Source organism: Homoserinibacter gongjuensis, from assembly GCF_030161875.1.
Lineage (GTDB): Bacteria > Actinomycetota > Actinomycetes > Actinomycetales > Microbacteriaceae > Homoserinibacter > Homoserinibacter gongjuensis.
In genome coordinates this window covers 263,797-286,198 of sequence record NZ_BSVA01000001.1, presented here as the reverse complement: position 1 = coordinate 286,198, position 22,402 = coordinate 263,797, and the positions used below count along the sequence as shown (strand labels likewise).

Here is a 22,402-nt window from a genome sequence, read left to right as displayed (position 1 = left end):
GCGCGACCTCCCAGCAACCCCCAAACCGGGGAGGTGGCCCGACGTGTACCGTTGAGGCATGCCCGACGAGAGCTACAGCTTCGTCGTCGTGTCCAACCGTCTCCCGGTCGACCGCGTCGTCGACGCGGAAGGAAACGCGAGCTGGAACCAGTCGCCCGGGGGCTCGTCACGGCGCTCGAACCCGTCATGCGCTCTGCCGACGGCGCGTGGGTGGGCTGGGCGGGCCTGCCCGATCTCGAACTCGAGCCGTTCGACAACGAGGGCATCCAGATCGTGCCCGTTCCGCTGTCGGAGTCGGATCTGCAGCTCTACTACGAGGGCTTCAGCAACGACACCCTGTGGCCGCTCTACCACGACGTCATCGCGCAGCCGAGCTACCACCGCGTCTGGTGGGACCGCTACCGCCAGGTCAACCGCCGCTTCGCCGAGGCCGTGAGCCGCGTGAGCGCACCGGGCGCGACGGTGTGGGTGCAGGACTACCAGCTGCAGCTCGTGCCGCAGATGCTGAGGAGCAGCGCCCCGACCTGCTGATCGGCTTCTTCAACCACATCCCGTTCCCCGCCTACGGACTCTTCTCGCAACTGCCCTGGCGTCGGCAGATCATCGACGGGCTGCTCGGCGCCGACGTCGTGGGCTTCCAGCGGGTCGCGGATGCCGGCAACTTCTCGCGTGCCGTGCGGCGGTTGCGCGGGTACACGACGAAGGCGCCCTACATCGAGGTTCCGCCCACCGAGGAGAACGAGGCGCGGCGCGTGATCGCGAAGGCGTTCCCGATCTCGATCGATGTCGCCGGCTTCCAGGAGCTCGCCGCCCGCCCCGACGTGCAGGAGCGGGCGCGCCAGATCCGCGCCGATCTCGGCAACCCGAAGACCCTCATGCTGGGCGTCGACCGGCTCGACTACACGAAGGGCATCACCCACCGGCTGAAGGCCTTCGGCGAGCTGCTCGCCGAGAAGCGCCTCTCGGTCGAGGACGTCATGCTCGTGCAGGTCGCCACCCCGTCGCGCGAACGCGTCGAGAGCTACCGCCAGCTCCGCGACGAGATCGAGCTCGCCGTCGGGCGCATCAATGGCGACTACGGCACGATCAGTCACCAGGCCGTCGCCTACCTGCACCACGGCTTCCCGCGCGAAGAGATGGCCGCCCTCTACCTCGCGGCGGACGTCATGCTCGTCACGGCCCTGCGCGACGGCATGAACCTCGTCGCCAAGGAGTACGTCGCCGCACGCGCCGACGAGGAGGGGTGCTCATCCTCTCCGAGTTCACGGGCGCCTCCGACGAGCTGCGAGCCGCGCTGCTCGTGAACCCGCACGACATCGACGGCGTGAAGGATGCCATCCTGCGTGCCATCGACATGCCGCGGCACGAGCGGCGTAAGCGGATGCGGTCGTTGCGCAAGCGGGTGGCCGAGAACGACGTCGCCAAGTGGTCGGACTCCTTCCTCACCACGCTGCGCCAGGCGCGCCGCTCGCGCGCCGCGTGGGGCGGCTCGGGGCTCCCGGGAGATGTCGAGTGGACCGTCGAGAGGCCGCCGTCGCGGTGACCACCTCGCTGCCCGAGCCGCTCGTCGCCGCGCTCGACGAGCTCTCCCGTGTGCGCCGCCTGCTGGTCGCGCTCGACTTCGACGGCACCCTCGCACCCGAGGTCGACTCGCCCGAGAACGCGCGGGCGCTGCCGGCGGCACGGGATGCCGTGCTGCGGTTGCGTGCGACGGCCGGCACCCGCGTCGCCCTCGTGAGCGGGCGCGCGCTGCGCTCGCTCATCCACGTGGCGCAGGTGCCCGACGACGTGCTGCTCGTGGGCTCGCACGGCATCGAGTTGCGCCTCGACGATCCCGCGGCCCGGATCGCCCTCGACACCGCCGAGCTCGAGCGTGTCGACGTGCTGCAGGAGGTGCTCAGCCAGGTCGCCGACACGATCGACGACGTGTGGCTCGAGACGAAGCCCGCCGGCTTCGCCCTGCACACGCGTCTCGCCACCGAAGAGAACTCGCGCCTGGCCCACCTCGTGGCGCTGCGCGAGGCGACCGCCGAGCTCGACGACCTCACCATCCGCGAGGGCAAGAACGTGCTCGAGTTCGCCGTGCGCTCGACAACGAAGGGCGAGGCGGTCGAGCACCTGCGGCGGTACACCGCGGCGGATGCCGTGCTCTTCGCGGGCGACGACGTCACCGACGAAGACGCCTTCGCGGCGCTGCAACCCGGCGACCTCGGACTGAAGTCGGGCCCAGGAGAGACGCTCGCCGCGTTCCGCGTGCCGGGGCCGCCCGAGGTCGCCCAGGCGCTCGCGGCGCTCGCAGACTTCCGCGAGCGGCCCGCCTCCTGAGCGGGTGCGTCGGCGGGGGCATGCGCCCGGGAGTAACCTCGATCGCATGCCGGACAGCACTTCCTCGGGTACTTCTGCGCCCGCCATCGACCACAAGCCCCGCTCGCGCACCGTCACCGACGGCATCGAGGCGACGACCTCCCGCGGCATGCTCCGCGCGGTCGGCATGGGAGATGCCGACTGGAACAAGTCGCAGATCGGCATCGCGAGCTCGTGGAACGAGATCACGCCCTGCAACCTCTCGCTCGCGCGGCTCGCGCAGGCGGCCAAGGAGGGCGTGCACGCGGGTGGCGGCTACCCGCTGCAGTTCGGCACCGTTTCGGTCTCCGACGGCATCTCGATGGGCCATGAGGGCATGCACTTCTCGCTCGTGAGCCGTGAGGTCATCGCCGACAGCGTCGAGACCGTCATGCAGGCCGAGCGCCTCGACGGTTCCGTGCTGCTGGCGGGATGCGACAAGTCGATCCCCGGCATGCTCATGGCGGCTGCGAGGCTCGACCTGGCATCCGTGTTCCTCTACGCCGGCTCGATCGCTCCCGGGTGGGTGCGCCTGTCGGACGGAACCGAGAAGGACATCACGATCATCGACTCCTTCGAAGCGGTCGGCGGCGTCAAGGCCGGGATCATGTCGGAAGCGGATGCCCACGCGATCGAGTGCGCCTTCGCGCCCGGCGAGGGTGCCTGTGGCGGCATGTACACGGCGAACACGATGGCCTCGGTGGCCGAGGCGCTCGGCCTGTCGATCCCCGGATCGGCGAGCCCGCCCAGCTACGACCGCCGCCGCGACTACTACGCCCACCGCTCGGGTGAGGCCGTCGTGAAGCTGCTGGAGAAGGGCATCACGGCGCGCCAGATCCTCACCAAGAAGGCGTTCGAGAACGCCATCGCGGTCGGCATGGCGCTCGGCGGTTCGACCAACATCGTGCTGCACCTGCTCGCGATCGCGCATGAGGCCGAGGTCGAGCTGACCCTCGACGACTTCAACCGCATCGGCTCGAAGGTGCCGCACATCGGCGACCTCAAGCCTTTCGGCCGCTACGTCATGAACGACGTCGACCGTCGCGGCGGACTGCCGGTGCTCATGAAGGCGCTGCTCGAGGCGGGCCTCATGCACGGCGACGCGCTCACCGTCACCGGCAAGACCCTCGCCGAGAACCTCGCCGACATCGGGCCGATCCCGCCGCTCGACGGCGATGTGCTGCGCCCGCTCGACAACCCCATCCACGCGACCGGCGGGCTCACGATCCTCAAGGGTTCGATGGCGCCCGAGGGTGCCGTCGTGAAGACCGCGGGCTTCGACGCCGCGACCTTCGAGGGCCCGGCGCGAGTGTTCGAGCGCGAGCGCGAGGCGCTCGACGCGCTCACCGAGGGCACCATCCAGCACGGCGAGGTCGTGGTCATCCGCTACGAGGGCCCGAAGGGCGGCCCCGGCATGCGGGAGATGCTCGCCATCACGGCCGCCATCAAGGGTGCCGGGCTCGGCAAGGACGTGCTGCTGCTCACCGACGGCCGCTTCTCGGGTGGTACGACGGGGCTGTGCATCGGCCACATCGCGCCGGAGGCGGTGGATGCCGGACCGATCGCGTTCGTGCGCGACGGCGACCGCATCCGGGTCGACATCGCCGCCCGATCGATCGAGCTGCTCGTGGACGAGACCGAGCTCGCAGCCCGCCGTGTGGGCTGGGAGCCGCTGCCTCCGCGCTACACGCGCGGCGTGCTCGCGAAGTACTCGAAGCTCGTGCGCTCGGCCGCAGAGGGCGCCGTCACCGGCTGAGCCGGGCCACGCGATCCGCCGACCGCAGCGTGCTACGCGTGCTACGCTCGCCGCATGACGCGGGTGATCAGCCAGCGGGAGATGCGCAACCGCAGTGGTGAGGTGCTGCGCGCCGTCGCGGCGGGTGAGTCGTTCATCATCACGAACGACGGGGTCGAGGTCGCCGAGCTCATTCCGCGGAACGCGGCGCGACCGAAGCCACGACCGTACCGTCCGCGCAGCGCTGACGCGGTGTGGCCGCCGTTGCACCGGGGCACGCAGAGCGTGCAGGAGATCCTCGACGCGTTGCGAGCGGATCGGGTGTGACGGATGAACCGCTGTTACTTCGACACCTCCGCGGTCGCAAAGCTCCTGATCGAGGAGCGGGAAAGCGAGGATGTGCGTCGCTGGGTTGACGATGCCGCCATCGAACCCGTCTCGTCGTTGCTGCTCGAAACAGAACTGCGTCGTGTCGCGTGGCAGCAAGAACTGGCCCAGGATCGCGCGACCGCGGTTCTCGGCCACTTCGAGCTCTACGAGGTCCCCGACTGGGAGTGGCGTGCCGCAGGCCTCATTCCCGGCCGCGCGCTGCGCTCCTCGACGCGCTCCACGTGGCGGCCGCGATCCGCGTCGAGGCGGACACGCTCATCAGCTATGACGAGCGGATGATCGAGGCCGCGATGCAGATGGGACTCCCGTCGATCCAGCCGGGCCTCGACACCAAGGCGATGATCACGCGCGTCTGAGTCCCGCCGCCGTGCGCATCCGGGCCGCGAACGGAAGTGGCATCCGACATCGGCTAGAGTTGCGTGACGATAGACACCCGGGTGGCACAACCAGTCCTGGCGTGGGCGTCGACCGCACTACGAGCGGACGGCGGCATTCTGATCAGGGCGACGACGTCATTCGCGCGCATCCCCCTGATTCCCACTGACTCCCACCATTGAGGAACGTTTCATGACTGCGCCTGCAATTCCTGCGCCGGCCTCTCCGGCGCCCGACGGCGCGTCGCCCGCTCCCGCTCCCGGGAAACGCGACGCGCCCCCATCCTGAACGGCTCTGCACAGGTTCTCGCGAGCCTCGAGAAGCTCGGCATCACCGACGTCTTCGGCCTGCCGGGCGGGGCCATCATGCCCTTCTACGACGAGCTCATGGCCTCCACCGCCATCCGCCACATCCTCGTGCGACACGAGCAGGGCGCCGGCCACGCGGCCGAGGGGTACGCCGCCTCATCCGGGCGCCTCGGCGTCTGCATCGCCACCTCGGGCCCCGGGGCCACCAACCTCGTCACGGCGATCGCGGATGCATACATGGACTCGGTGCCGCTGCTCGCGATCACCGGTCAGGTGTTCTCCACCTCGATGGGAACCGACGCGTTCCAGGAGGTCGACATCACGGGCATCACGATGCCCATCACCAAGCACTCCTTCCTCGTGACCGACCCGTCCCAGGTGCCGGCCACGATCGCGGCCGCCGTGCACATCGCCACGACCGGGCGTCCCGGCCCCGTGCTCGTCGACATCACGAAGGATGCGCAGCAGAACTCGGCGCCCTTCGTCTGGCCGCCGAAGCTCGACCTGCCCGGCTACCGGCCGGTCACCAAGGCACACGGCAAGCAGATCCTCTCGGCCGCCGAGCTCATCGCGAACGCCAAGCAACCCGTGCTCTACGTCGGCGGCGGCGTGGTGCGCTCGGGTGCCTCGGCCGAACTGCTCGAGCTCGCCGAGCTCACGGGCGCGCCGGTCGTCACGACGCTCATGGCACGCGGCGCGTTCCCCGACTCGCACCGCCAGCACCTCGGCATGCCGGGCATGCACGGCGCGGTGCCCGCGGTGCTCGCCCTGCAGGAGTCCGACCTCATCGTGTCGCTCGGCGCACGCTTCGACGACCGCGTCACGGGCAAGGTCGCCGACTTCGCGCCGCACGCGAAGGTCGTGCACGTGGATGTCGACCCGGCCGAGATCGGCAAGATCCGCCACGCCGACGTGCCGATCGTGGGCGATGCCCGCGAGGTGATCGTCGACCTCATCGACGCGTTCCGCCAACTGGACGCCACTCCCGACGTCGCCGAATGGTGGGCGCGACTCGAGCAGCTGCGCATCAACTACCCGCTGGGGTACACCGAGCCCGAGGACGGACTGCTCTCGCCGCAGTACGTCATCCAGCGCATCGGCGAGCTCTCCGGTCCCGAAGCGGTCTACGCCGCCGGCGTCGGGCAGCACCAGATGTGGGCTGCACAGTTCATCGGCTACGAGCGGCCGCACGCGTGGCTCAACTCGGGCGGCGCCGGCACCATGGGATACGCGGTGCCCGCCGCCATGGGAGCCAAGGTTGCCCAGCCCGACCGGCTCGTGTGGGCGATCGACGGTGACGGCTGCTTCCAGATGACCAACCAGGAGCTCGCCACCTGCACGATCAACGACATCCCGATCAAGGTCGCGATCATCAACAACTCCTCGCTCGGCATGGTGCGCCAGTGGCAGACCCTGTTCTACGACGGTCGGCACTCCTTCACCGATCTCGACACGGGCGCGCTCGACGGCGAGAACACCACGCGGATGGTTCCCGACTTCGTGAAGCTCGCCGAGGCGTACGGCGCCCTCGGCATCCGCGTCACGAAGAAGGACGAGATCGACGACGCCATCAAGCTCGCGATCGAGACGAACGATCGTCCCGTCGTGATCGACTTCGTCGTGAGCCGGGATGCGATGGTGTGGCCCATGGTGCCGCAGGGGTCGGCAACTCGCAGGTTCAGTACGCGCGCGATCACGCGCCCGCCTGGGAAGAGGAGTAAACGGACATGTCGCACCACGTGCTCTCCTCCTCGTCGAGGACAAGCCCGGTCTGCTCACGCGGGTGGCGGGGCTCTTCGCTCGCCGCGGCTTCAACATCAACTCGCTCGCGGTGGGCCCGACCGAGGTGCCCGGCCTCAGCCGCATCACGGTCGTCGCCGAAGTCGACCAGCTGCCGCTCGAGCAGGTGACCAAGCAGCTCAACAAGCTCGTCAACGTCATCAAGATCGTCGAGCTCGACCCCGACGCATCCGTGTACCGCGAGCATCTGCTCATCAAGGTGCGCGTCGACAACACGACCCGCAGCCAGATCCTCGAGGCGGTCAACCTGTTCCGGGCGCGCGTCGTCGACGTGTCTCCGGATGCGCTCGTGATCGAGGTCACGGGCGACTCGGGCAAGGTGCAGGCGCTGCTGCGCGTGCTCGAGCCCTACGGCATCCGCGAGATCGCCCAGTCGGGCCTGCTTGCGATCGGCCGCGGCGGCAAGAGCATCACCGAACGAGTCCACAAGAGCTGACCGAACACCCCGCTCCGTCGTGCCGCGGAGCGCAACCCACCGCTGGTTGAGTAGCCGCGAAGCGGCGTATCGAAACCCCAATAGAACGAAGGAACGAAATGGCTGAGATCTTCTACGACAAGGACGCCGACCTGTCGATCATCCAGGGCAAGAAGGTGGCGATCGTGGGCTACGGCTCGCAGGGTCACGCCCACGCCCAGAACCTGCGCGACTCGGGTGTCGAGGTCGTCATCGCCCTCAAGGACGGCTCGAAGTCGGCGCCGAAGGCCCAGGAGGACGGCTTCGAGGTCAAGTCGGTCGCCGACGCGACCGAGTGGGCCGACCTGATCATGATCCTCGCGCCCGACCAGCACCAGCGCGGCATCTACGCCGACTCGATCAAGGACCGTCTCACCGAGGGCAAGACGCTCGCCTTCGCGCACGGCTTCAACATCCGCTTCGGCTACATCGAGGCACCCGAGGGTGTCGACGTGATCCTCGTCGCCCCGAAGGCCCCGGGCCACACCGTGCGCCGCGAGTACGTCGCGGGCCGCGGCATCCCCGACATCATCGCGGTCGAGGTGGATGCCTCGGGCAGCGCGTGGGAGACCGCCAAGTCGTACGCGAAGGCCATCGGCGGCACCCGCGCGGGTGTCATCAAGACGACCTTCACGGAAGAGACCGAGACCGACCTGTTCGGCGAGCAGGCCGTGCTCTGCGGTGGCATGAGCCACCTCGTGCAGTACGGCTTCGAGACCCTGACCGAGGCGGGCTACCAGCCCGAGATCGCCTACTTCGAGGTGCTGCACGAGCTCAAGCTCATCGTCGACCTCATGTGGGAGGGCGGGATCGCCAAGCAGCGCTGGTCGATCTCCGACACAGCCGAGTACGGCGACTACGTCTCGGGCCCGCGCGTCATCGACCCGCACGTGAAGGAGAACATGCAGGCCGTGCTCGCCGACATCCAGTCGGGTGCGTTCGCGAAGCGCTTCATCGCCGACCAGGACAACGGCGCGAAGGAGTTCCTCGAGCTGCGCGAGAAGGAGGCCGGCCACCCGATCGAGAAGACGGGCAAGGAGCTGCGCGCCCTCTTCGCCTGGAAGCAGCAGGACGAGGGCTACACGGAGGGCAGCGCTGCGCGCTAGCGGCCCGCCGCTGATCCTGGCGCAGCTGGAGCCCTGACACGGGGGCGGGAGAACGAGTCCCGCCCCCGTGTCGTTTCTCCCGTCGCGGGCGTTCGGGGCGACCCCGGATGCGGGGCTTGCGGCGGGTGCGCGCCGCGCGGTGCAATGGTGCCGCCGGTCATCCGTCCGGCTCCGTCGAGCCCACGAGACGACAGTGCCCGATCACCCGCTTCTGGAGCGCGCCGACGAGCTTGCGCTCCTCGATGCGGCCCTGCACGACGCCGCCTCCGGCATCACGCGAACGGTCGTCGTGCGGGGAGAACCGGGCATCGGCAAGTCGTCGCTGCTCGCGGCGGCCGCCGCGCGCGCTGCCGCGCTGGGTTTCGGTGCCCGGCGTGCCACGTTCACGGTGGTGAGCAAGCGCACCGCGAACGGCCTGCTCTGGGAGTGGTTCGGCGAGGAGGCGCACTCCGACGAGCGGGCCCCGATCTTCGACGGGCCGGCCGAGCTCGTGCGCGGTGTGTTGCGCGGCGAGCGCACCGCCGAGCCGGTGGCTCTCGCCTATGCCGCGCAGTGGGCCGTGAGCGACCTCGACGAGGACGGCCCGGCGCTGCTCGTCGTCGACGACCTGCAGTGGGCCGATGTCGCCAGCCGCCGACTGCTCACGACGCTGGCCGCGCGCCTGCAGACCGACCGCATCCTGCTGCTCATGGCCACCCGCCCCGACCCCGAGCTGGATGCCGACCCCGCCTTCGCCGCGATGCTCGCGGGCGCGCGGACGTCGCTGCTCGAACCGCGTCCGCTCACGCTCGCCGCGATCGGTGAGCTGAGCGCCGAGCGCGGGGTCGACGCGGTGCGCGTGCTCGAGGTCAGCGGTGGGGTGCCCTTCTACGTGCGCGAGCTCATCGATCACGGCCTCGAAGCCTCACCGGCGCGCGTGCGCGAGGGGCTGCGCGAACGGCTCGCGGCGCTGTCGCCCGATGCCCGGTCAGTCGTCGAGACGGCCGTCGTGGTGGCAGAGGGCATCGCACCAGGGGTCATCGCGGATGCCGCAGGCGTCAGCCTCGCCCGCCTGCTCGACCTGCTTCCGCAGCTCGACGCGGCCGGCCTCGTGGAGCGACGCGGGGATCGCGTCGTGCCCACGCATCCCATCGTGGTGGAGGGTGCGCTCGCGAGCCTCTCGGCGGATCGGCTCGCGCACCTGCACGCGCGCGTCGCGGATGCCTTGCGCACCGCCGGTGCGCCCCTGCCCGCGATCGCCGCTCACGAAGCGGCGACGACCCCGAGCTGCGACGCGCGCCGCGCCGCGTCCCTCGCCGAGGCCGCGCGCCTCGCGCTCGATGCGGGCACGCCCGCGATCGCGGCACGGCTCTTCGAACGGGCACGTGCCGAGGGCGCGCTCACCTCGACCGCGGCGTCGCAGTGGGCCTTCGACGAGGGCCGCGCGCGCGTCATGGCGGGGGAGTCGGAAGCCGGCCTCGCCCTCATCCGCGCCGCAGCCCGCGAGGTGCACGACCCGCGCCTGCGCGCCGAACGGTTCCTCGAGCTCGGTGACGCGGCCTACATGACAAGCGATTTCGGGGCTGCGGGCGAGGGGTATGCGGCCGCGCGCGCGGCGATCGCCTCCGCGGCCGACGTGTCGGATGCGGAGCGACGGCTCGTGCTCGCCAAGATCGCGACGAACGAGCTCGCCTTCTCGAGCGAGCCGATGGGCGCGCTCATGGCCGAGATCGCGCAGCTCGAGGCGCAGCCGCCCGAGTTCGACACCGATGCCGATCGGGCGATCTTCGCGGTGGTCGCGCTCGCGCTGGGACTCGCCGGGCTTCCCGGCGGCGAGGTGCACGCCCACCGTGCGCGAGGCGTCTTCCCCGAGGGCGGCTCCGACGACCCGATCAGCTATGTGCTCTCGGGCGCCCTCAACATCCACGGGATGTTCGACGACGCGGAGCAGTGGCTGTCTGCCGCGATCGCCGACGCTCGCGACTCGGGCAGCGTGCAGGGCTACGGCACCGCGAGCTACGCGCGCGGCGCCCTCCGCATCCCCTATGGACGCCTGCGCTCGGGGCTCGCCGACCTCGAGGCCGCGCGGGGGCGTCCGAACTCGGTTGGCGCACCTATTTCCCGGCCATGCAGTACTTCCTCGTGAAGGGCTACCTGCGCGCCGGCGAGGTGGAGGCCGCGGGCGAGGTCGCCGCGCTCGACGGCGGTCCGCAACCGCCGCTGTTCGTCGGCGTCGCGCGGGGCGCGCGTCTGCTGCACCTCGTGGCCGCCGGCGCCGCGGATGAGGCGATCGCCTTCGCGGAGAGCCAGGTCGTGTCCGAGCCGAGCGCGCTGCCGATGCTCGGCGAGGACTGGCGCCTGCCGCTGGCCGAGGCCCACGCGGCGCGCGGTGATCTCGAACGCGCCCGTGATCTGTTGCGCGAGGCCGTTGCGGTGGCCCCGCCCTCGCTTTACCGCCACGGGCGGGCGCGGCTGCTCATCGCATCCGCGCGCCTCGACGAGCAGCCCGAGTCGGCCGAGCAGCTCTACCGGCGTGCGCTCGAACTGGTCGACTCCCGTTTTCATGAGTGGGCGGAGGCCCAGCTCGGCCTCGCCGAGGTGAGCCTCGAGAAGGGTCAGCTGGAGCAGGCGCGACGGCACGCGCGCGAGGCGTTCCACTACGCGGTACGCGAGGGGCTCGCCCCTTGGCGCTGCAGGCCCGCTCCATCGCGACACGCGTGACGGCACCGGGCGAGATCCTGCCGCCCGATGAGCGGGTCGGGTTGCTGAGCCCCAGCGAGCACCGCATCGCGGAGGCGGCGGCGCGCGGCGAGCGCAATCGCGAGATCGCGCGCGCCCAGTTCGTGACCATCAAGACCGTCGAGTTCCACCTCGGCAACATCTACCGCAAGCTCGGCATCCGCTCCCGCGCCGAGCTCGCGGCGATCCTCGACGTCGTGCCCGACGCGGCGTCGTAGCGGGCGGGGCCGACAGCTGCGCCATTTCCGGGGCTGCGGAAGGCGGAGCGCTGGCCATGCGGGAAGGGCCGGGGTTGAATGGGGCTCATGGCGACGGCGGTGCATTTCGGGGCGGGCAACATCGGGCGCGGGTTCGTGGCGCCCTTCCTCAGGCAGAGCGGCTACGAGGTCGTATTCGCGGATGTGAGCGACGAGCTGATCGGTGCGCTGCAGACCCAGCCGTCCTACCGCGTGCACGAGGTCGGCGAGGGCGGCCGCGACCTGGTCGTCGACGGGTATCGGGCGATCGACTCGCGCGAGCATCCGGAGCTCGTCGCGGAGGAGATCGCGAAGGCCGACATCGTGACGACGGCCGTGGGCGCCCGCATCCTGCAGTTCGTGGCGCCGCTCATCGTCGCGGGGCTCGCGAAGCGTGCCGCGGATGCCGCTCCGCTCGTGGTGATCGCGTGCGAGAACGCGATCGGCGGCACCGACCTGCTCGCCGCATCCGTTCGTGAGCTCGGCGGCGCCATGGATCGCGCGATCTGGGCGAACTGCGCGATCGATCGCATCGTGCCCGAACAGCACGGCGGACTCGACGTGACGCTCGAGGCGTTCTGGGAGTGGGCGGTGGATGCCACCCCATTCGGCGGGGCCACGCCCGAGCTTGCGGGGGTGCATTGGGTCGATGACCTGGAGCCCTACATCGAGCGCAAGCTCTTCACCGTCAACACGAGCCATGCGGCGACCGCCTATCTCGGATACGCGCGCGGCATCGAGACGATCGCCGAGGCACTCGAGGTGCCCGAGATCGCGGCCGAGGTGCGCGCCGTGCTCGCCGAGACCAGCGCGCTGCTCGTGGCCAAGCACGGCTTCACGCCCGAGGAGCAGAGCGGGTACGTCGAGACGACGCTCACCCGCATCACGAACCCCGAGCTGCCCGACACGTGCGTGCGCGTGGGCCGCGCGCCCCTGCGCAAGCTCGGGCGGCACGAGCGCTTCATCGACCCCGCGGCGCAGCTCGCGGAGCTCGGCGAGCCCTGCTGGAACCTGCTGACCGCGGTCGGCGCCGCTCTGCGCTTCGACCCCGACGACGACCCCGAGGCGGTCGAGCTGCAGGCCGAGCTCGCGTCGGGCGCCGACCCGGGCGAGCTCGCGAGCAGCATCTGCGGCATCGAGAAGGGCCACCCGCTGCACGACGACCTGGCCGAGGTGTTCCGCCTGCGGCTGGGGTCGTAGCGGGCACGCCGGTTTCGAGACGCGCCGCTGCGCGTCGCTCCTCAACCAGCTGCGGTGCGGGCATGAGGTGGTTGAGGAGCGGCGGAGCCGCGTCTCGAAACCGCCGCCCCCCAAGAAATGTGAGGATGGAGGGGTGAGCCCCCGCGACGTCGATCCCCCTGGTGGTGCGTACGTCGACGATTCCGACGACGAGGCCCTGCACTGGGCGGGCGACGACGCGCGCGGCCAGGCCGCACCCCGGCTGCGTGACGCGGGTGCCGCATCCGAATCCGCCCTCGCCGCACCGGAGGAGTTGCCCGAAGCGGATGTGGCACGCAGCCCCGCCGAGCGCGCTCTGCTCGCCGGCACGGTTGCTTTCGGCCTCCTGTACCTCGCGCTTTCGATCGGCTGGATCTCGTCCGCGCAGCTGCTGGTGTACCCGAGCCTCGACCTGCTGGGCGAGATCATGTGGCAGTTCGGCGAGTTCCTCGCGATGGTCGGGCCCGCCCTGTGGTTCGCCGCGGCCCTGACCCTCACCCCCGAGGGCGCGTCACGTCGGGGCACCAAGCGGATGCTGGGCCTGCTGGCCGGTGCACTCGTGCTGCTGCCGTGGCCGGCGCTCCTCTTCTGGATCGGGAGCATGCAATGAGCGCGCTCGAGCAGCAGGCCGACGAGCAGCCTCCTCGGCTGGCGCGTCGCCGTGGCCGCCGTGTTCGCCCTGCTGTACGGCTGGTTCCTGTTCACGGCGTCGAGCAATCTCATCGCGCTTCCTGCGCTCTACGCGGCGCAGGGGTATGCCGAGTTCACCCCGTGGGTGCCGCTCGTGTTGGGCGTCGTCGCGCCGCCGCTGCTCTATGCGGCGGCACTCGTGCTGGGTGGTCGCCGCATCCTCTCGACGCGCGTGCTCGTGTTCGCCGCGGGTCTGGCCGCGACGGCCGCCACCTCGCTCGCGCTCTACGTGTTCGGCTGAGGCGTCGCGAGGGGCGCGCGCGTGTCGCTCTCGGCGACACATGCTGACCCTCACCGCCCTGTCATGCGCCGAAACGGGCATGTGACGTCCGATAGGCTGCCTGTGCCGCGCCCGCGCGAGCCGTGGCGTCATCCTCGCGGCGTGTTCGCCGCTGCCCCTCCGCACGAAGGAACATCTGTGGCAAAGCCGGTCGTCCTGATCGCCGAACAACTCTCTCCCGCCACGGTCGAGGCCCTCGGTCCCGACTTCGACATCCGCGCCGTCGACGGCACCGATCGCGCAGCCCTGCTCGCGGCGCTCGCCGACGCGAGCGCGGTGCTGATCCGCTCCGCGACCCAGATCGATGCGGAGGCGCTCGCGGCGGCCCCGGCACTCAAGGTCGTGGCGCGCGCCGGCGTCGGCCTCGACAACGTCGACATCAAGGCCGCCACGGAGGCGGGCGTCATGGTCGTCAACGCGCCCACCTCGAACATCATCAGCGCCGCCGAGCTGACCATCGGCCACATCCTGAGCCTCGCCCGTCATATCCCGGCCGCCCACGCGAGCCTCGCCGCCGGGGAATGGAAGCGCTCGAAGTACACCGGCACCGAGCTCTACGAGAAGACCGTCGGCATCGTCGGCCTCGGCCGCATCGGCGCGCTGATCACCGCGCGACTGCAGGCGTTCGGGGTTGAGGTCGTCGCCTACGACCCCTACGTGAGCCCGGCCCGCGCGCAGCAGCTCGGCGTGCGTCTCGTGAGCCTCGACGAACTGCTCGAGGAGTCGGACTTCATCACGATCCACATGCCGAAGACCCCCGAGACAACCGGCATGATCGCGGGGCCGCAGCTGGCACGCATGAAGAAGACCGCCTACATCGTGAACGTCGCGCGCGGCGGCCTCATCGACGAAGCGGCGCTGGCCGAGGCGCTGGAGGCCGGCACGATCGCCGGCGCGGGGCTCGACGTCTTCAGCTCGGAGCCGCCGACGGACTCGGCGCTGCTCGGCCTGCCGAATGTCGTTGTCACGCCGCACCTCGGCGCATCCACCAACGAAGCCCAGGAGAAGGCGGGTGTCTCGGTCGCCAAGTCGGTGCGGCTCGCCCTCGAAGGCGAGCTGGTTCCGGATGCCGTGAACGTCGCGGGCGGCATCATCGACCCGTTCGTGCGTCCCGGCATCGCGCTCGTCGAGAAGCTCGGCCAGGTGCTCGCGGGGGTCGCGGGCCACGGGGCCCTCACCGATCTGGAGATCGACGTGCGTGGTGAGCTCGCCGCCTACGACGTGAGCGTGTACCGGCTCGCGGCGCTCAAGGGCTACTTCACCAACCTCGTCACCGAGGCGGTCTCCTACGTCAACGCCCCGCTGCTCGCGGAGCAGCGCGGCATCGCCTCGAGCCTCAACGTCTCGGAGGAGAGCAAGGACTACCGCAACACCACGACGCTCCGGGGTGTGCTGTCCGACGGCACCGCGGTCGAGGTGTCGGGCACTCTCGCGGGCACGAAGATGACCGAGAAGATCATCGGTCTCAACGGCTACGACATCGAGGTGCCGATCGCCGACCACCACGTCGTGATGTTCTACGCCGACCGCCCCGGGATCGTGGCGATCTACGGGCGTGAGTTCGGTGAGGCCGGTATCAACATCGCGGGCATGCAGATCGCACGCCGCAGCGCCGGCGGACAGGCGCTGTCGATCATCACGGTGGACTCGCCGGTGCCGGATGAGGTGCTCGAGCGGGTGCGCGTGGCGATCGAGGCCGACGAGGTGCGCGAGATCGACATCGTCGCGGTGTGAGCCGCGGTCCGGTGGGGGTCAATAGGCTGACCGCATGAGCGAATCCCCTCCGCCGTCCCCCGCCCGCGGCGATCCACGTCGCGCCGAACCCGAACCCGAGCCCGTACCCGACGCCGGCGCCGGATCGTGGCGCGGGCAACCCGCTCGCGCTCGCCGCCCTGATCTGCGGAGCCGTCGCAGTGGTCGTCGGTGTCGTGAACCAGCTGGCGGCGATCGCACTACTGAGAGCGGCGAACTTCGATCTCTACGGCCTCGTGAACGGCGGCGTGTCGGTGCTCGTGCTGCTTCTCGCGCTGGCCGCGCTCATCCTCGGCCTCGTCGCGAGCCGTCGTTCCACGGGTCGGCTGCGAGCGGGCATCGGCATCGGCATCGGTGCGGCCGTCTCGATCTCGATCATCGTGGGATTCGCCGTCTCGGCCATCCTGAGCCTGTCCTAGGCCGCACCGTCTCGTCCCTCAGGCGAGCGGGCACGAAAAAGGCGGCACGTGTCCACCCGAAAGACACGTGCCGCCCGAGACCCGGGCTGCCCTCAGGGCAGCGGGTCGGTCTCCGTGGCGCGCTGGTCCACGCGCGTACCGGTGGCGGGGTCGACGTCGGATCGCACCGTCGTGATCGACTGACGGCGACGCACGAGGAGTGCGATGCCGATGATGGTGACGACGATCCCGGCGCCCATCAGCAGGTAGCCGACGAGATCCAGGTCGATCCAGTCGGTCTGCACGTTCAGCGCGAACGTCAGAATCGCGCCGACGACGAAGAGGAAGATGCCGAGCCCGATGCTCATGTTGGCCTCCTTGGTTCGAGGCCCCTCGACGGGGCCGATTCGAACATAGGGAGCGAGTGCGAATCCGGGCAGCCCGTTGACGTGGGCGATGCCACGCGCTATACCGCGCGCGCAGGCGGCGCGCAGAGGCTCGGGCGGGCATGAGGCGGCCGATAATCTGGGGGCATGACGCGCACCATCGACCTCGCCGTGATCGCCGGAGACGGCATCGGACCGGAAGTCACAGCCGAGGCGGTGAAGGTGCTGGATGCCGCGCTCGCGGAAGAGACGCAGCTCACCACGACCGCGTACCCGTTCAGTGCGGCGCACTACCTCGAGACGGGACGCATCCTGGAGGCCGACGACCTCGCGGCTCTCGCCCGCCACGACGCGATTCTGCTCGGTGCGGTCGGCGGCGACCCCCGCGATCCGCGGCTCGCGGGCGGCATCATCGAGCGCGGGCTGCTGCTCAAGCTGCGCTTCGCATTCGACCACTACGTCAACCTGCGCCCCACGGTGCTGCATCCCACCGTGCAGAGTCCGCTCGCGCATCCGGGCGACGTCGACTTCGTCGTGGTGCGGGAGGGTACCGAGGGGCCGTACGTCGGCAACGGCGGCAGCATCCGCACCGGCACCCCCACGAGATCGCCAACGAGGTGAGCGTCAACACCGCGTACGGCGTGGAACGCGTCGTGCGGTACGCCTTCGACCTCGCCGAGAAGCGCCGCAAGAAGCTCACCCTCGTGCACAAGACGAACGTGCTCACCAACGCGGGCAGGCTGTGGGCGCGGCTCGTGGAGGCCGAGGCGGCCAATCATCCGGACGTGGCGTGGGATTACCTCCACGTCGACGCCGCGACGATCTTCTTCGTGACCGACCCTGCTAGATTCGACGTCATCGTCACCGACAATCTCTTCGGCGACATCCTCACCGACCTGGCCGGCGCCATCAGCGGCGGCATCGGGCTGGCGGCCTCGGGCAACATCAACCCGGACGGCACGTTCCCCAGCATGTTCGAGCCGGTTCACGGATCCGCGCCCGATATCGCGGGCCAGCAGAAGGCCGATCCCACGGCCGCCATCGGCTCGACCGCCCTGCTGCTCGACCATCTCGGGCTTCCGGATGCCGCCCGTCGCGTCGAGGCCGCGGTCGCCGCCGATCTGGCCGAACGAGGAAGCACCCCGCGCACCACCGCCGAGATCGGCAGCGCCATCGCCGCCCGACTCGGCTGAGGCGCTTCCGGGGCACAATAGATCCACACCCAGCGGAAGACGAGCCAGTCATGACCATGAACCTCCTCCCCATGGCCACCCAGGACCTGCAGTTCCAGGTGACCCGCAATGAGAACGCGAAGACGCCCGAGGAGCGCGCCGCCATCCTCGAGAACCCCGGGTTCGGGCAGCACTTCACCGACCACATGGTCGACATCTGCTGGTCGGAGCGCGGCGGGTGGCACCGCCCGCGCGTGCAGCCGTACGGCCCCATCCAGCTCGACCCCGCCGCCGCCGTGCTGCACTATGCGCAGGAGGTGTTCGAGGGGCTCAAGGCCTACCGCCACGCGGACGGCTCGATCTGGACCTTCCGGCCCGAGCAGAACGCCGCGCGCATGCAGCGCTCGGCGAAGCGCCTCGCGATGCCCGAGCTGCCCACGGAGTACTTCCTCGACGCCCTGGAACAGCTCATCGCGGTGGACGGCGACTGGGTGCCCTCCCAGCAGGAGGAGAGCCTCTACCTTCGCCCGTTCATGTTCGCCAAGGAGGCGTTCCTCGGGGTGCGCCCGGCCAAGAAGGTCAACTTCTACCTGATCGCCTCACCCGCGGGCGCGTACTTCACGGGCGGCATCACGCCGCTCGCGATCTGGCTCTCGACGAACTACACGCGCGCGGGGCACGGCGGCATGGGGCAGGCGAAGACCGGCGGAAACTACGCGGCATCGCTCGTCGCCCAGCAGGAGGCCTACGACAACGGCTGCCAGCAGGTGCTGTTCCTCGACGCGCAGCAGGGCGAGTACCTCGAGGAGCTCGGCGGCATGAACGTCGTGCTCGTCACCCGCGACAAGCGCCTCATCACGCCCGACTCGGACTCGATCCTCGAGGGGATCACGCTCGACTCGATCCTGCAGCTGGGGCGCGACCGCGGGTACGCCGTCGAGCAGCGTCCCGTCTCGATCACCGAGTGGCGCGAGGGCGCCGAATCGGGCGAGATCGTCGAGGCCTTCGCGTGCGGCACGGCGGCGGTCATCACGCCCATCTCGGAGATCAGGTCGACCTCGTTCGGCATCCGGATGCCCGAGGTCGACGACCGCGTCTCGCTCTCGCTGCGCGATGAGCTCACCGGCATCCAGTACGGCCGCATCGACGACCGCCACGGCTGGCTGCGCCGCCTCGACGGCTGAGACTCACAGAGGCCACCACCTCGCCACCGCATCCGCTGCTGCCGCGAGGTTGTCGGCGAAGCTGTGGCCGGATGCCTTGCGCGGTTTGAGATCGTGGTCGCCGTCGGGCGCCCAGAAGATGTCGATCGACGGGGAGAGCGCGTAGCCCGCGACCTCCTCGCGCGTGCCCATGATGTCGCGCTCGCCCTGGCACACGAGCGTCGGCGTCGCGAGCTCGGCGAGGTGCGCCGTGCGCAACTGCTGCGGCTTGCCCATCGGGTGGAAGGGGTAGCCGAGGCACACCAGCCCGCGGATGCCGCCCGCCGCGTACAGCTCGTCGGCGATCATGGAGGCGACGCGGCCGCCGAACGACTTGCCGCCGATTGCGGGGGTCGCATCCGTGCGCGCGCGCAGCTGGTCGACGATCGCGCGGTACTCGTCGAGCACCGCCTCGGCACGCGGGTTCGGGCGCCGGGTGCCCTCACGCCGCGCCGCCATGTACGCGAACTCGAAGCGGGCGACCCGGATGCCCCGGTCGCCGAGCAGCGCGGCCATGTCGTCCATCCACGGCGAGTCCATGGGCGCGCCGGCGCCGTGGGCGAGCACGAGAACGCGGTCGCTGTCGGCCGGGCCTGTCCAGAGCAACTGGTTCACGGCATCCAGTATCCCGTCGCACGGCGACAGGACCGAGCGGCGGGCGGGGCTAGGCTCTCAGCGTGAGAGTCGCACGTTTCAGCACCGGAGGCGACCCACGGTTCGGCATCGTCGACGATGACGACCTGGTCGTGCTCGACGGCGATCCGATGTTCGCCGGTTTCACCCCGACCGGTGAGCGGGTGCCGCTCGCGGATGCGCGGTTGCTCGCACCGGTCATCCCGCGCTCCAAGGTCGTCTGCGTCGGGCTCAACTACGCCGAGCATCGCAAGGATCTCGGCAACATCGACGCCCCCGAGAACCCCTGATCTTCCTCAAGCCCAACACCGCCGTCGTCGGGCCCGGCGACCCCATCCGCATCCCGCCGGTGGAGGGCCGCATCACGCACGAGGGCGAGCTCGTGGTGGTGATCGGGCGCATCGCCAAGCAGGTCAAGGCCGAGGACTGGGCCGATTACGTGTTCGGCTACACGATCGGCAACGACGTCTCGGCGCGCGACCAGATGTTCGCCGACGGCCAGTGGGCGCGCGCGAAGGGCTACGACACCTTCGCCCCGATCGGTCCGTGGATCGAGACGGAGCTCGACCCCGACGGGCTCGAGATCCGCACGTGGGTCGACGGCGAGCCGCGGCGGCACGGCAACACGCACGACATGATCCACAAGGTGCCCGAGCTCATCGCCTACATCTCCGACGTCTGGACGCTGCTGCCGGGCGACATCATCATGACCGGCACCCCGTCGGGCCTCGGCGGTTTCCTGCACGGCCAGTCGGTCGACATCGAGATCAGCGGCATCGGCACGCTCAGCAACCCCGCGCTCAACCGCGACGAGTCCACCGCGTGAGCCCAGCCACGGCATCCGCACCGACGGGACTCACGGAGTCGGAGGTCGCGCGCGTTCGTCGCCGCAGCCGCGCCGCGATCATCGCCGGGCAGGTGCTCGCCGGAATCGGCATGGGCTCCACGCTCTCGGCGGGCGCGCTGCTCATCACCGAGGTCTCGGGCTCGGAGACCCTCTCGGGGATGGCGGCCACGATGGCCACGATCGGCGCGGCGATCGCCGCGGTGCCGCTCGCGGCGCTCGCCACCACGCGCGGGCGCGCGCCGGCGCTCGCGACCGGGGCGGTGATCGCTGCGGTCGGCGCCTGCGTCGGCCTCGTGGCCGCGATCCTCGGCTGGACGCTGCTACTGCTGGCGGGGATCGTGCTGCTCGGCGTCGGCACGGCCGTCAATCTGCAGGCGCGCTTCGCGGCGACCGACCTCTCCGAGCCGAACCGCAGGGGGCGCGATCTCTCGGTCGTCGTATGGGCCACGACCGTCGGCGCCGTGCTCGGCCCCAACCTCATCGGCCCGGGTGCCGATCTCGGCGCGGCGCTCGGCCTGCCGCCGCTCGCGGGACCGTACCTCTTCACGATCGGGGCGCAGCTGCTTGCGGCCGTCGTCTACGTCGTGGGTCTGCGACCGGATCCGCTGCGTCTGGCGACCCGCATCGGGCTCGAGCGTCCGGCATCCCCGGAGGCCGCCCCGCGCACCGCCGACGTCGGCGGCATCGCGACGGGCATGGTCGCGACGTCGCTCAGCCACGCGACGATGGTGTCGGTCATGGCGATGACGCCCGTGCATCTGGTGAGTCACGGCGCGTCGCTCGAGCTGGTCGGCCTCACCATCAGCCTGCACGTGCTCGGCATGTACGCGCTGTCGCCCGTGTGGGGCACCCTCGCCGACCGCGTCGGGCGCGAGGTGACGATCGCTCTGGGTCAGGTGCTGCTGCTCGCGGCGCTGTTGCTGCTCGCGGTCGGCGCGGAGTCGGAGCTGTGGGTGACCGTCGGCCTCGTCATGATCGGCCTCGGCTGGAGTGCCGCGAGCGTCGCCGGTGCCACGCTCATCAGCGAGTCGGTCGACGTGATCGACCGCGCGCGCATCCAGGGTCGCGCCGACCTGCTCATGTCGTCGGCGGGCGCGCTCGGCGGCGGCTTCGCGGGGCTCGTGCTCGCCGCGCTGGGCTACGGCGGGCTCGCGCTGTCGGCGACGGGTCTCAGCGCGATCGTGCTCGCCACCCTCGCCTGGCGTGGGCTGCGGCGGCGAGCGGTGGCGTGAACGCGCGCATCCGCGGGATCGCTCCGGGCCTGATCGTCGCCGCGGTCGGTGCTGCGCTCGCGTGGCTCGTGCAGCTCGCAGTGCCCGCGGTGCCCTGGCTGACCGCGGCGTTCGCCGTCGGGATCGTCGTCGCCTGCTTGCCGCCCGTGCGCCCCGCCCTCGACGGCGCGCTGCGACCGGGCCTCGGCTTCTCGGCGCGCACCCTGCTGCGGGTCGGCATCGTACTGCTCGGGCTCGACCTCGCCCTTGCCGACATCGCGGCGCTCGGCTGGTGGGGCGTGCTTGCGATCGCGGCGCTCGTGGGCGTCGCGTTCGTCTCGACGTACGGCATCGCCCGGATGCTGCGCCTGCCTGGCGATGAGCCGGTGCTGCTCGCGGCGGGCTTCTCGATCTGCGGTGTCTCCGCCATCGGCGCGATGGCGGCGGCGCGCCCGCGGCTCACGGCACCCGGCGTCGACGGCGCGACCCCGGCATCCGCTTCTCTGTCGAAAATGCAGGAGTCGGCGACCCCGACCGCGCTCGTGACGCTGTTCGGCACGCTCGCCATCGTCGTTCTTCCTGCATTTTCGACAGTGGCGGATGCGGTGGGGCTGCCCATGAGCCCTGCGTTCTTCGGTGCGTGGGCCGGCGCGAGCGTGCACGACGTCGGCCAGGTCGTGGCGACGGCGCAGACGGCCGGGGCGACGGCGCTCGGTGCGGCGGTCGTCGTGAAGCTCACGCGCGTGCTCGCCCTCGCGCCGATGGTGGCGATCGCGTCACTGCACAGCCGCCGGGCCGCGCGGGCAGCCGGGGTGGCGGCGGGCAAGCTGCCACCCGTCGTGCCGCTGTTCATCGTCGGGTTCGTGGTGCTCGTGCTCGTGCGCTCGCTGGTTCCGGTTCCGGATGCGGTCGTCGACGCCGTCGACATCGTGCGGAACGCGCTGCTCGCCGCCGCGCTCGTCGGCATCGGGGCCGGGTTGCGCCTCGAGAAGCTCGTGCGCTCGGGCGGGCGGGCGATCGCGGCGGGTGCGCTCGCGTGGCTCGTGATCCTCGTGCTCGGCCTGGCGGTCGCGGCCGTCGTGACGCTCTAGACGTTTCCGGCATCCATCCAGGCGCACAGGGCACCCTGGAGGCATGGCGGAACCCCG

General features: G+C 70.7%; 18 protein-coding genes and 5 pseudogenes. 21 read left to right on the top strand and 2 right to left on the bottom strand.

The annotated features are described in order from the left end of the window. Nucleotides 1–58: 58 nt before the first annotated feature. From QQK29_RS01645 to QQK29_RS01570, 16 genes and pseudogenes are all read left to right on the top strand, one after another. Nucleotides 59–1,543 (top strand): annotated as a pseudogene (locus QQK29_RS01645) (alpha,alpha-trehalose-phosphate synthase (UDP-forming)). Next, on the top strand, nt 1,540–2,325 hold the full coding sequence (gene otsB, locus QQK29_RS01640) for a trehalose-phosphatase (protein ID WP_284297247.1): 786 nt from the start codon (nt 1,540–1,542) through the stop codon (nt 2,323–2,325). The pseudogene QQK29_RS01645 and the gene otsB overlap by 4 nt, the downstream one beginning before the upstream one ends. 46 nt (nt 2,326–2,371) lie before the next feature. After that, complete coding sequence (gene ilvD / locus QQK29_RS01635) at nt 2,372–4,099, top strand: dihydroxy-acid dehydratase (protein ID WP_284297245.1); 1,728 nt, start codon at nt 2,372–2,374, stop codon at nt 4,097–4,099. A gap of 54 nt (nt 4,100–4,153) precedes the next feature. After that, nucleotides 4,154–4,405, top strand: a complete 252-nt coding sequence (locus tag QQK29_RS01630) for a type II toxin-antitoxin system Phd/YefM family antitoxin (RefSeq protein WP_284297243.1) — start codon at nt 4,154–4,156, stop codon at nt 4,403–4,405. A gap of 284 nt (nt 4,406–4,689) precedes the next feature. Beyond that, on the top strand, nt 4,690–4,824 hold the full coding sequence (locus tag QQK29_RS01625) for a PIN domain-containing protein (protein WP_284297240.1): 135 nt from the start codon (nt 4,690–4,692) through the stop codon (nt 4,822–4,824). A 211-nt stretch (nt 4,825–5,035) separates the two neighbouring features. Then, nucleotides 5,036–6,872, top strand: a pseudogene (locus QQK29_RS01620) (acetolactate synthase large subunit). Between the two features lie 6 nt (nt 6,873–6,878). Further along, nucleotides 6,879–7,387 (top strand): annotated as a pseudogene (gene ilvN, locus QQK29_RS01615) (acetolactate synthase small subunit). Between the two features lie 98 nt (nt 7,388–7,485). After that, complete coding sequence (gene ilvC, locus QQK29_RS01610) at nt 7,486–8,511, top strand: ketol-acid reductoisomerase (RefSeq protein WP_284297239.1); 1,026 nt, start codon at nt 7,486–7,488, stop codon at nt 8,509–8,511. Nucleotides 8,512–8,704: 193 nt separating this feature from the next. Beyond that, nucleotides 8,705–10,636, top strand: a complete 1,932-nt coding sequence (locus tag QQK29_RS01605; RefSeq protein WP_284297237.1) for an AAA family ATPase — start codon at nt 8,705–8,707, stop codon at nt 10,634–10,636. Next, on the top strand, nt 10,618–11,211 hold the full coding sequence (locus QQK29_RS01600; RefSeq protein WP_284297235.1) for a tetratricopeptide repeat protein: 594 nt from the start codon (nt 10,618–10,620) through the stop codon (nt 11,209–11,211). Before QQK29_RS01605 ends, QQK29_RS01600 begins: the two co-directional genes overlap by 19 nt. After that, nucleotides 11,208–11,447, top strand: a complete 240-nt coding sequence (locus QQK29_RS01595) for a helix-turn-helix domain-containing protein (RefSeq protein ID WP_284297233.1) — start codon at nt 11,208–11,210, stop codon at nt 11,445–11,447. Before QQK29_RS01600 ends, QQK29_RS01595 begins: the two co-directional genes overlap by 4 nt. A gap of 87 nt (nt 11,448–11,534) precedes the next feature. Then, nucleotides 11,535–12,665 (top strand): mannitol-1-phosphate 5-dehydrogenase, encoded by a 1,131-nt coding sequence (locus tag QQK29_RS01590; RefSeq protein WP_284297230.1) that lies wholly within the window; start codon nt 11,535–11,537, stop codon nt 12,663–12,665. A 133-nt stretch (nt 12,666–12,798) separates the two neighbouring features. Beyond that, the gene (locus QQK29_RS01585) at nt 12,799–13,293 is read left to right on the top strand and encodes a hypothetical protein (RefSeq protein ID WP_284297228.1); all 495 of its coding nucleotides are present in this window, start codon (nt 12,799–12,801) and stop codon (nt 13,291–13,293) included. Between the two features lie 51 nt (nt 13,294–13,344). Beyond that, a complete protein-coding gene (locus tag QQK29_RS01580; RefSeq protein WP_284297226.1) occupies nt 13,345–13,614 on the top strand; it encodes a hypothetical protein in 270 nt (89 codons plus the stop codon). 177 nt (nt 13,615–13,791) lie between these two features. Further along, the gene (gene serA / locus QQK29_RS01575) at nt 13,792–15,387 is read left to right on the top strand and encodes a phosphoglycerate dehydrogenase (protein WP_284297224.1); all 1,596 of its coding nucleotides are present in this window, start codon (nt 13,792–13,794) and stop codon (nt 15,385–15,387) included. Nucleotides 15,388–15,566: 179 nt separating this feature from the next. After that, nucleotides 15,567–15,824: a hypothetical protein gene (locus QQK29_RS01570; protein ID WP_284297222.1), complete on the top strand. Its 258-nt coding sequence runs from the start codon at nt 15,567–15,569 to the stop codon at nt 15,822–15,824. A 92-nt stretch (nt 15,825–15,916) separates the two neighbouring features. Here the strand turns inward: QQK29_RS01570 and QQK29_RS01565 are convergent, their stop codons facing one another. Beyond that, nucleotides 15,917–16,171 (bottom strand): DUF6458 family protein, encoded by a 255-nt coding sequence (locus QQK29_RS01565; protein WP_284297220.1) that lies wholly within the window; start codon nt 16,169–16,171, stop codon nt 15,917–15,919. 165 nt (nt 16,172–16,336) lie between these two features. On the opposite strand from QQK29_RS01565, the pseudogene QQK29_RS01560 reads away from it, so the two are divergent. Both QQK29_RS01560 and QQK29_RS01555 read left to right on the top strand, forming a co-directional pair. After that, a pseudogene (locus QQK29_RS01560) lies at nt 16,337–17,382 on the top strand (3-isopropylmalate dehydrogenase). Nucleotides 17,383–17,438: 56 nt separating this feature from the next. Further along, nucleotides 17,439–18,545, top strand: a complete 1,107-nt coding sequence (locus QQK29_RS01555; RefSeq protein ID WP_431308764.1) for a branched-chain amino acid aminotransferase — start codon at nt 17,439–17,441, stop codon at nt 18,543–18,545. A gap of 3 nt (nt 18,546–18,548) precedes the next feature. Here the strand turns inward: QQK29_RS01555 and QQK29_RS01550 are convergent, their stop codons facing one another. Continuing rightward, a complete protein-coding gene (locus QQK29_RS01550; RefSeq protein ID WP_284297215.1) occupies nt 18,549–19,178 on the bottom strand; it encodes an alpha/beta hydrolase family protein in 630 nt (209 codons plus the stop codon). Nucleotides 19,179–19,240: 62 nt separating this feature from the next. Here QQK29_RS01550 and QQK29_RS01545 point away from each other — a divergent pair. The 3 genes and pseudogenes from QQK29_RS01545 (at nt 19,241) to QQK29_RS01535 (ending at nt 22,345) form a co-directional block, all read left to right on the top strand. Further along, nucleotides 19,241–20,022, top strand: a pseudogene (locus tag QQK29_RS01545) (fumarylacetoacetate hydrolase family protein). After that, nucleotides 20,019–21,275, top strand: a complete 1,257-nt coding sequence (locus QQK29_RS01540; protein ID WP_284297214.1) for an MFS transporter — start codon at nt 20,019–20,021, stop codon at nt 21,273–21,275. Before QQK29_RS01545 ends, QQK29_RS01540 begins: the two are co-directional and overlap by 4 nt. Beyond that, the gene (locus QQK29_RS01535; protein ID WP_284297213.1) at nt 21,272–22,345 is read left to right on the top strand and encodes a YeiH family protein; all 1,074 of its coding nucleotides are present in this window, start codon (nt 21,272–21,274) and stop codon (nt 22,343–22,345) included. Before QQK29_RS01540 ends, QQK29_RS01535 begins: the two co-directional genes overlap by 4 nt. Nucleotides 22,346–22,402: the final 57 nt, after the last annotated feature.

Coding starts and splice junctions, on each gene's coding strand:
- ilvC (WP_284297239.1), top strand. CDS start 7,486: ATGGCTGAGATCTTCTACGACAAGGACGCCGACCTGTCGATCATCCAG.
- QQK29_RS01565 (WP_284297220.1), bottom strand. CDS start 16,171: ATGAGCATCGGGCTCGGCATCTTCCTCTTCGTCGTCGGCGCGATTCTG.
- QQK29_RS01600 (WP_284297235.1), top strand. CDS start 10,618: ATGCAGTACTTCCTCGTGAAGGGCTACCTGCGCGCCGGCGAGGTGGAG.
- QQK29_RS01555 (WP_431308764.1), top strand. CDS start 17,439: ATGAACCTCCTCCCCATGGCCACCCAGGACCTGCAGTTCCAGGTGACC.
- QQK29_RS01630 (WP_284297243.1), top strand. CDS start 4,154: ATGACGCGGGTGATCAGCCAGCGGGAGATGCGCAACCGCAGTGGTGAG.
- ilvD (WP_284297245.1), top strand. CDS start 2,372: ATGCCGGACAGCACTTCCTCGGGTACTTCTGCGCCCGCCATCGACCAC.
- QQK29_RS01590 (WP_284297230.1), top strand. CDS start 11,535: ATGGCGACGGCGGTGCATTTCGGGGCGGGCAACATCGGGCGCGGGTTC.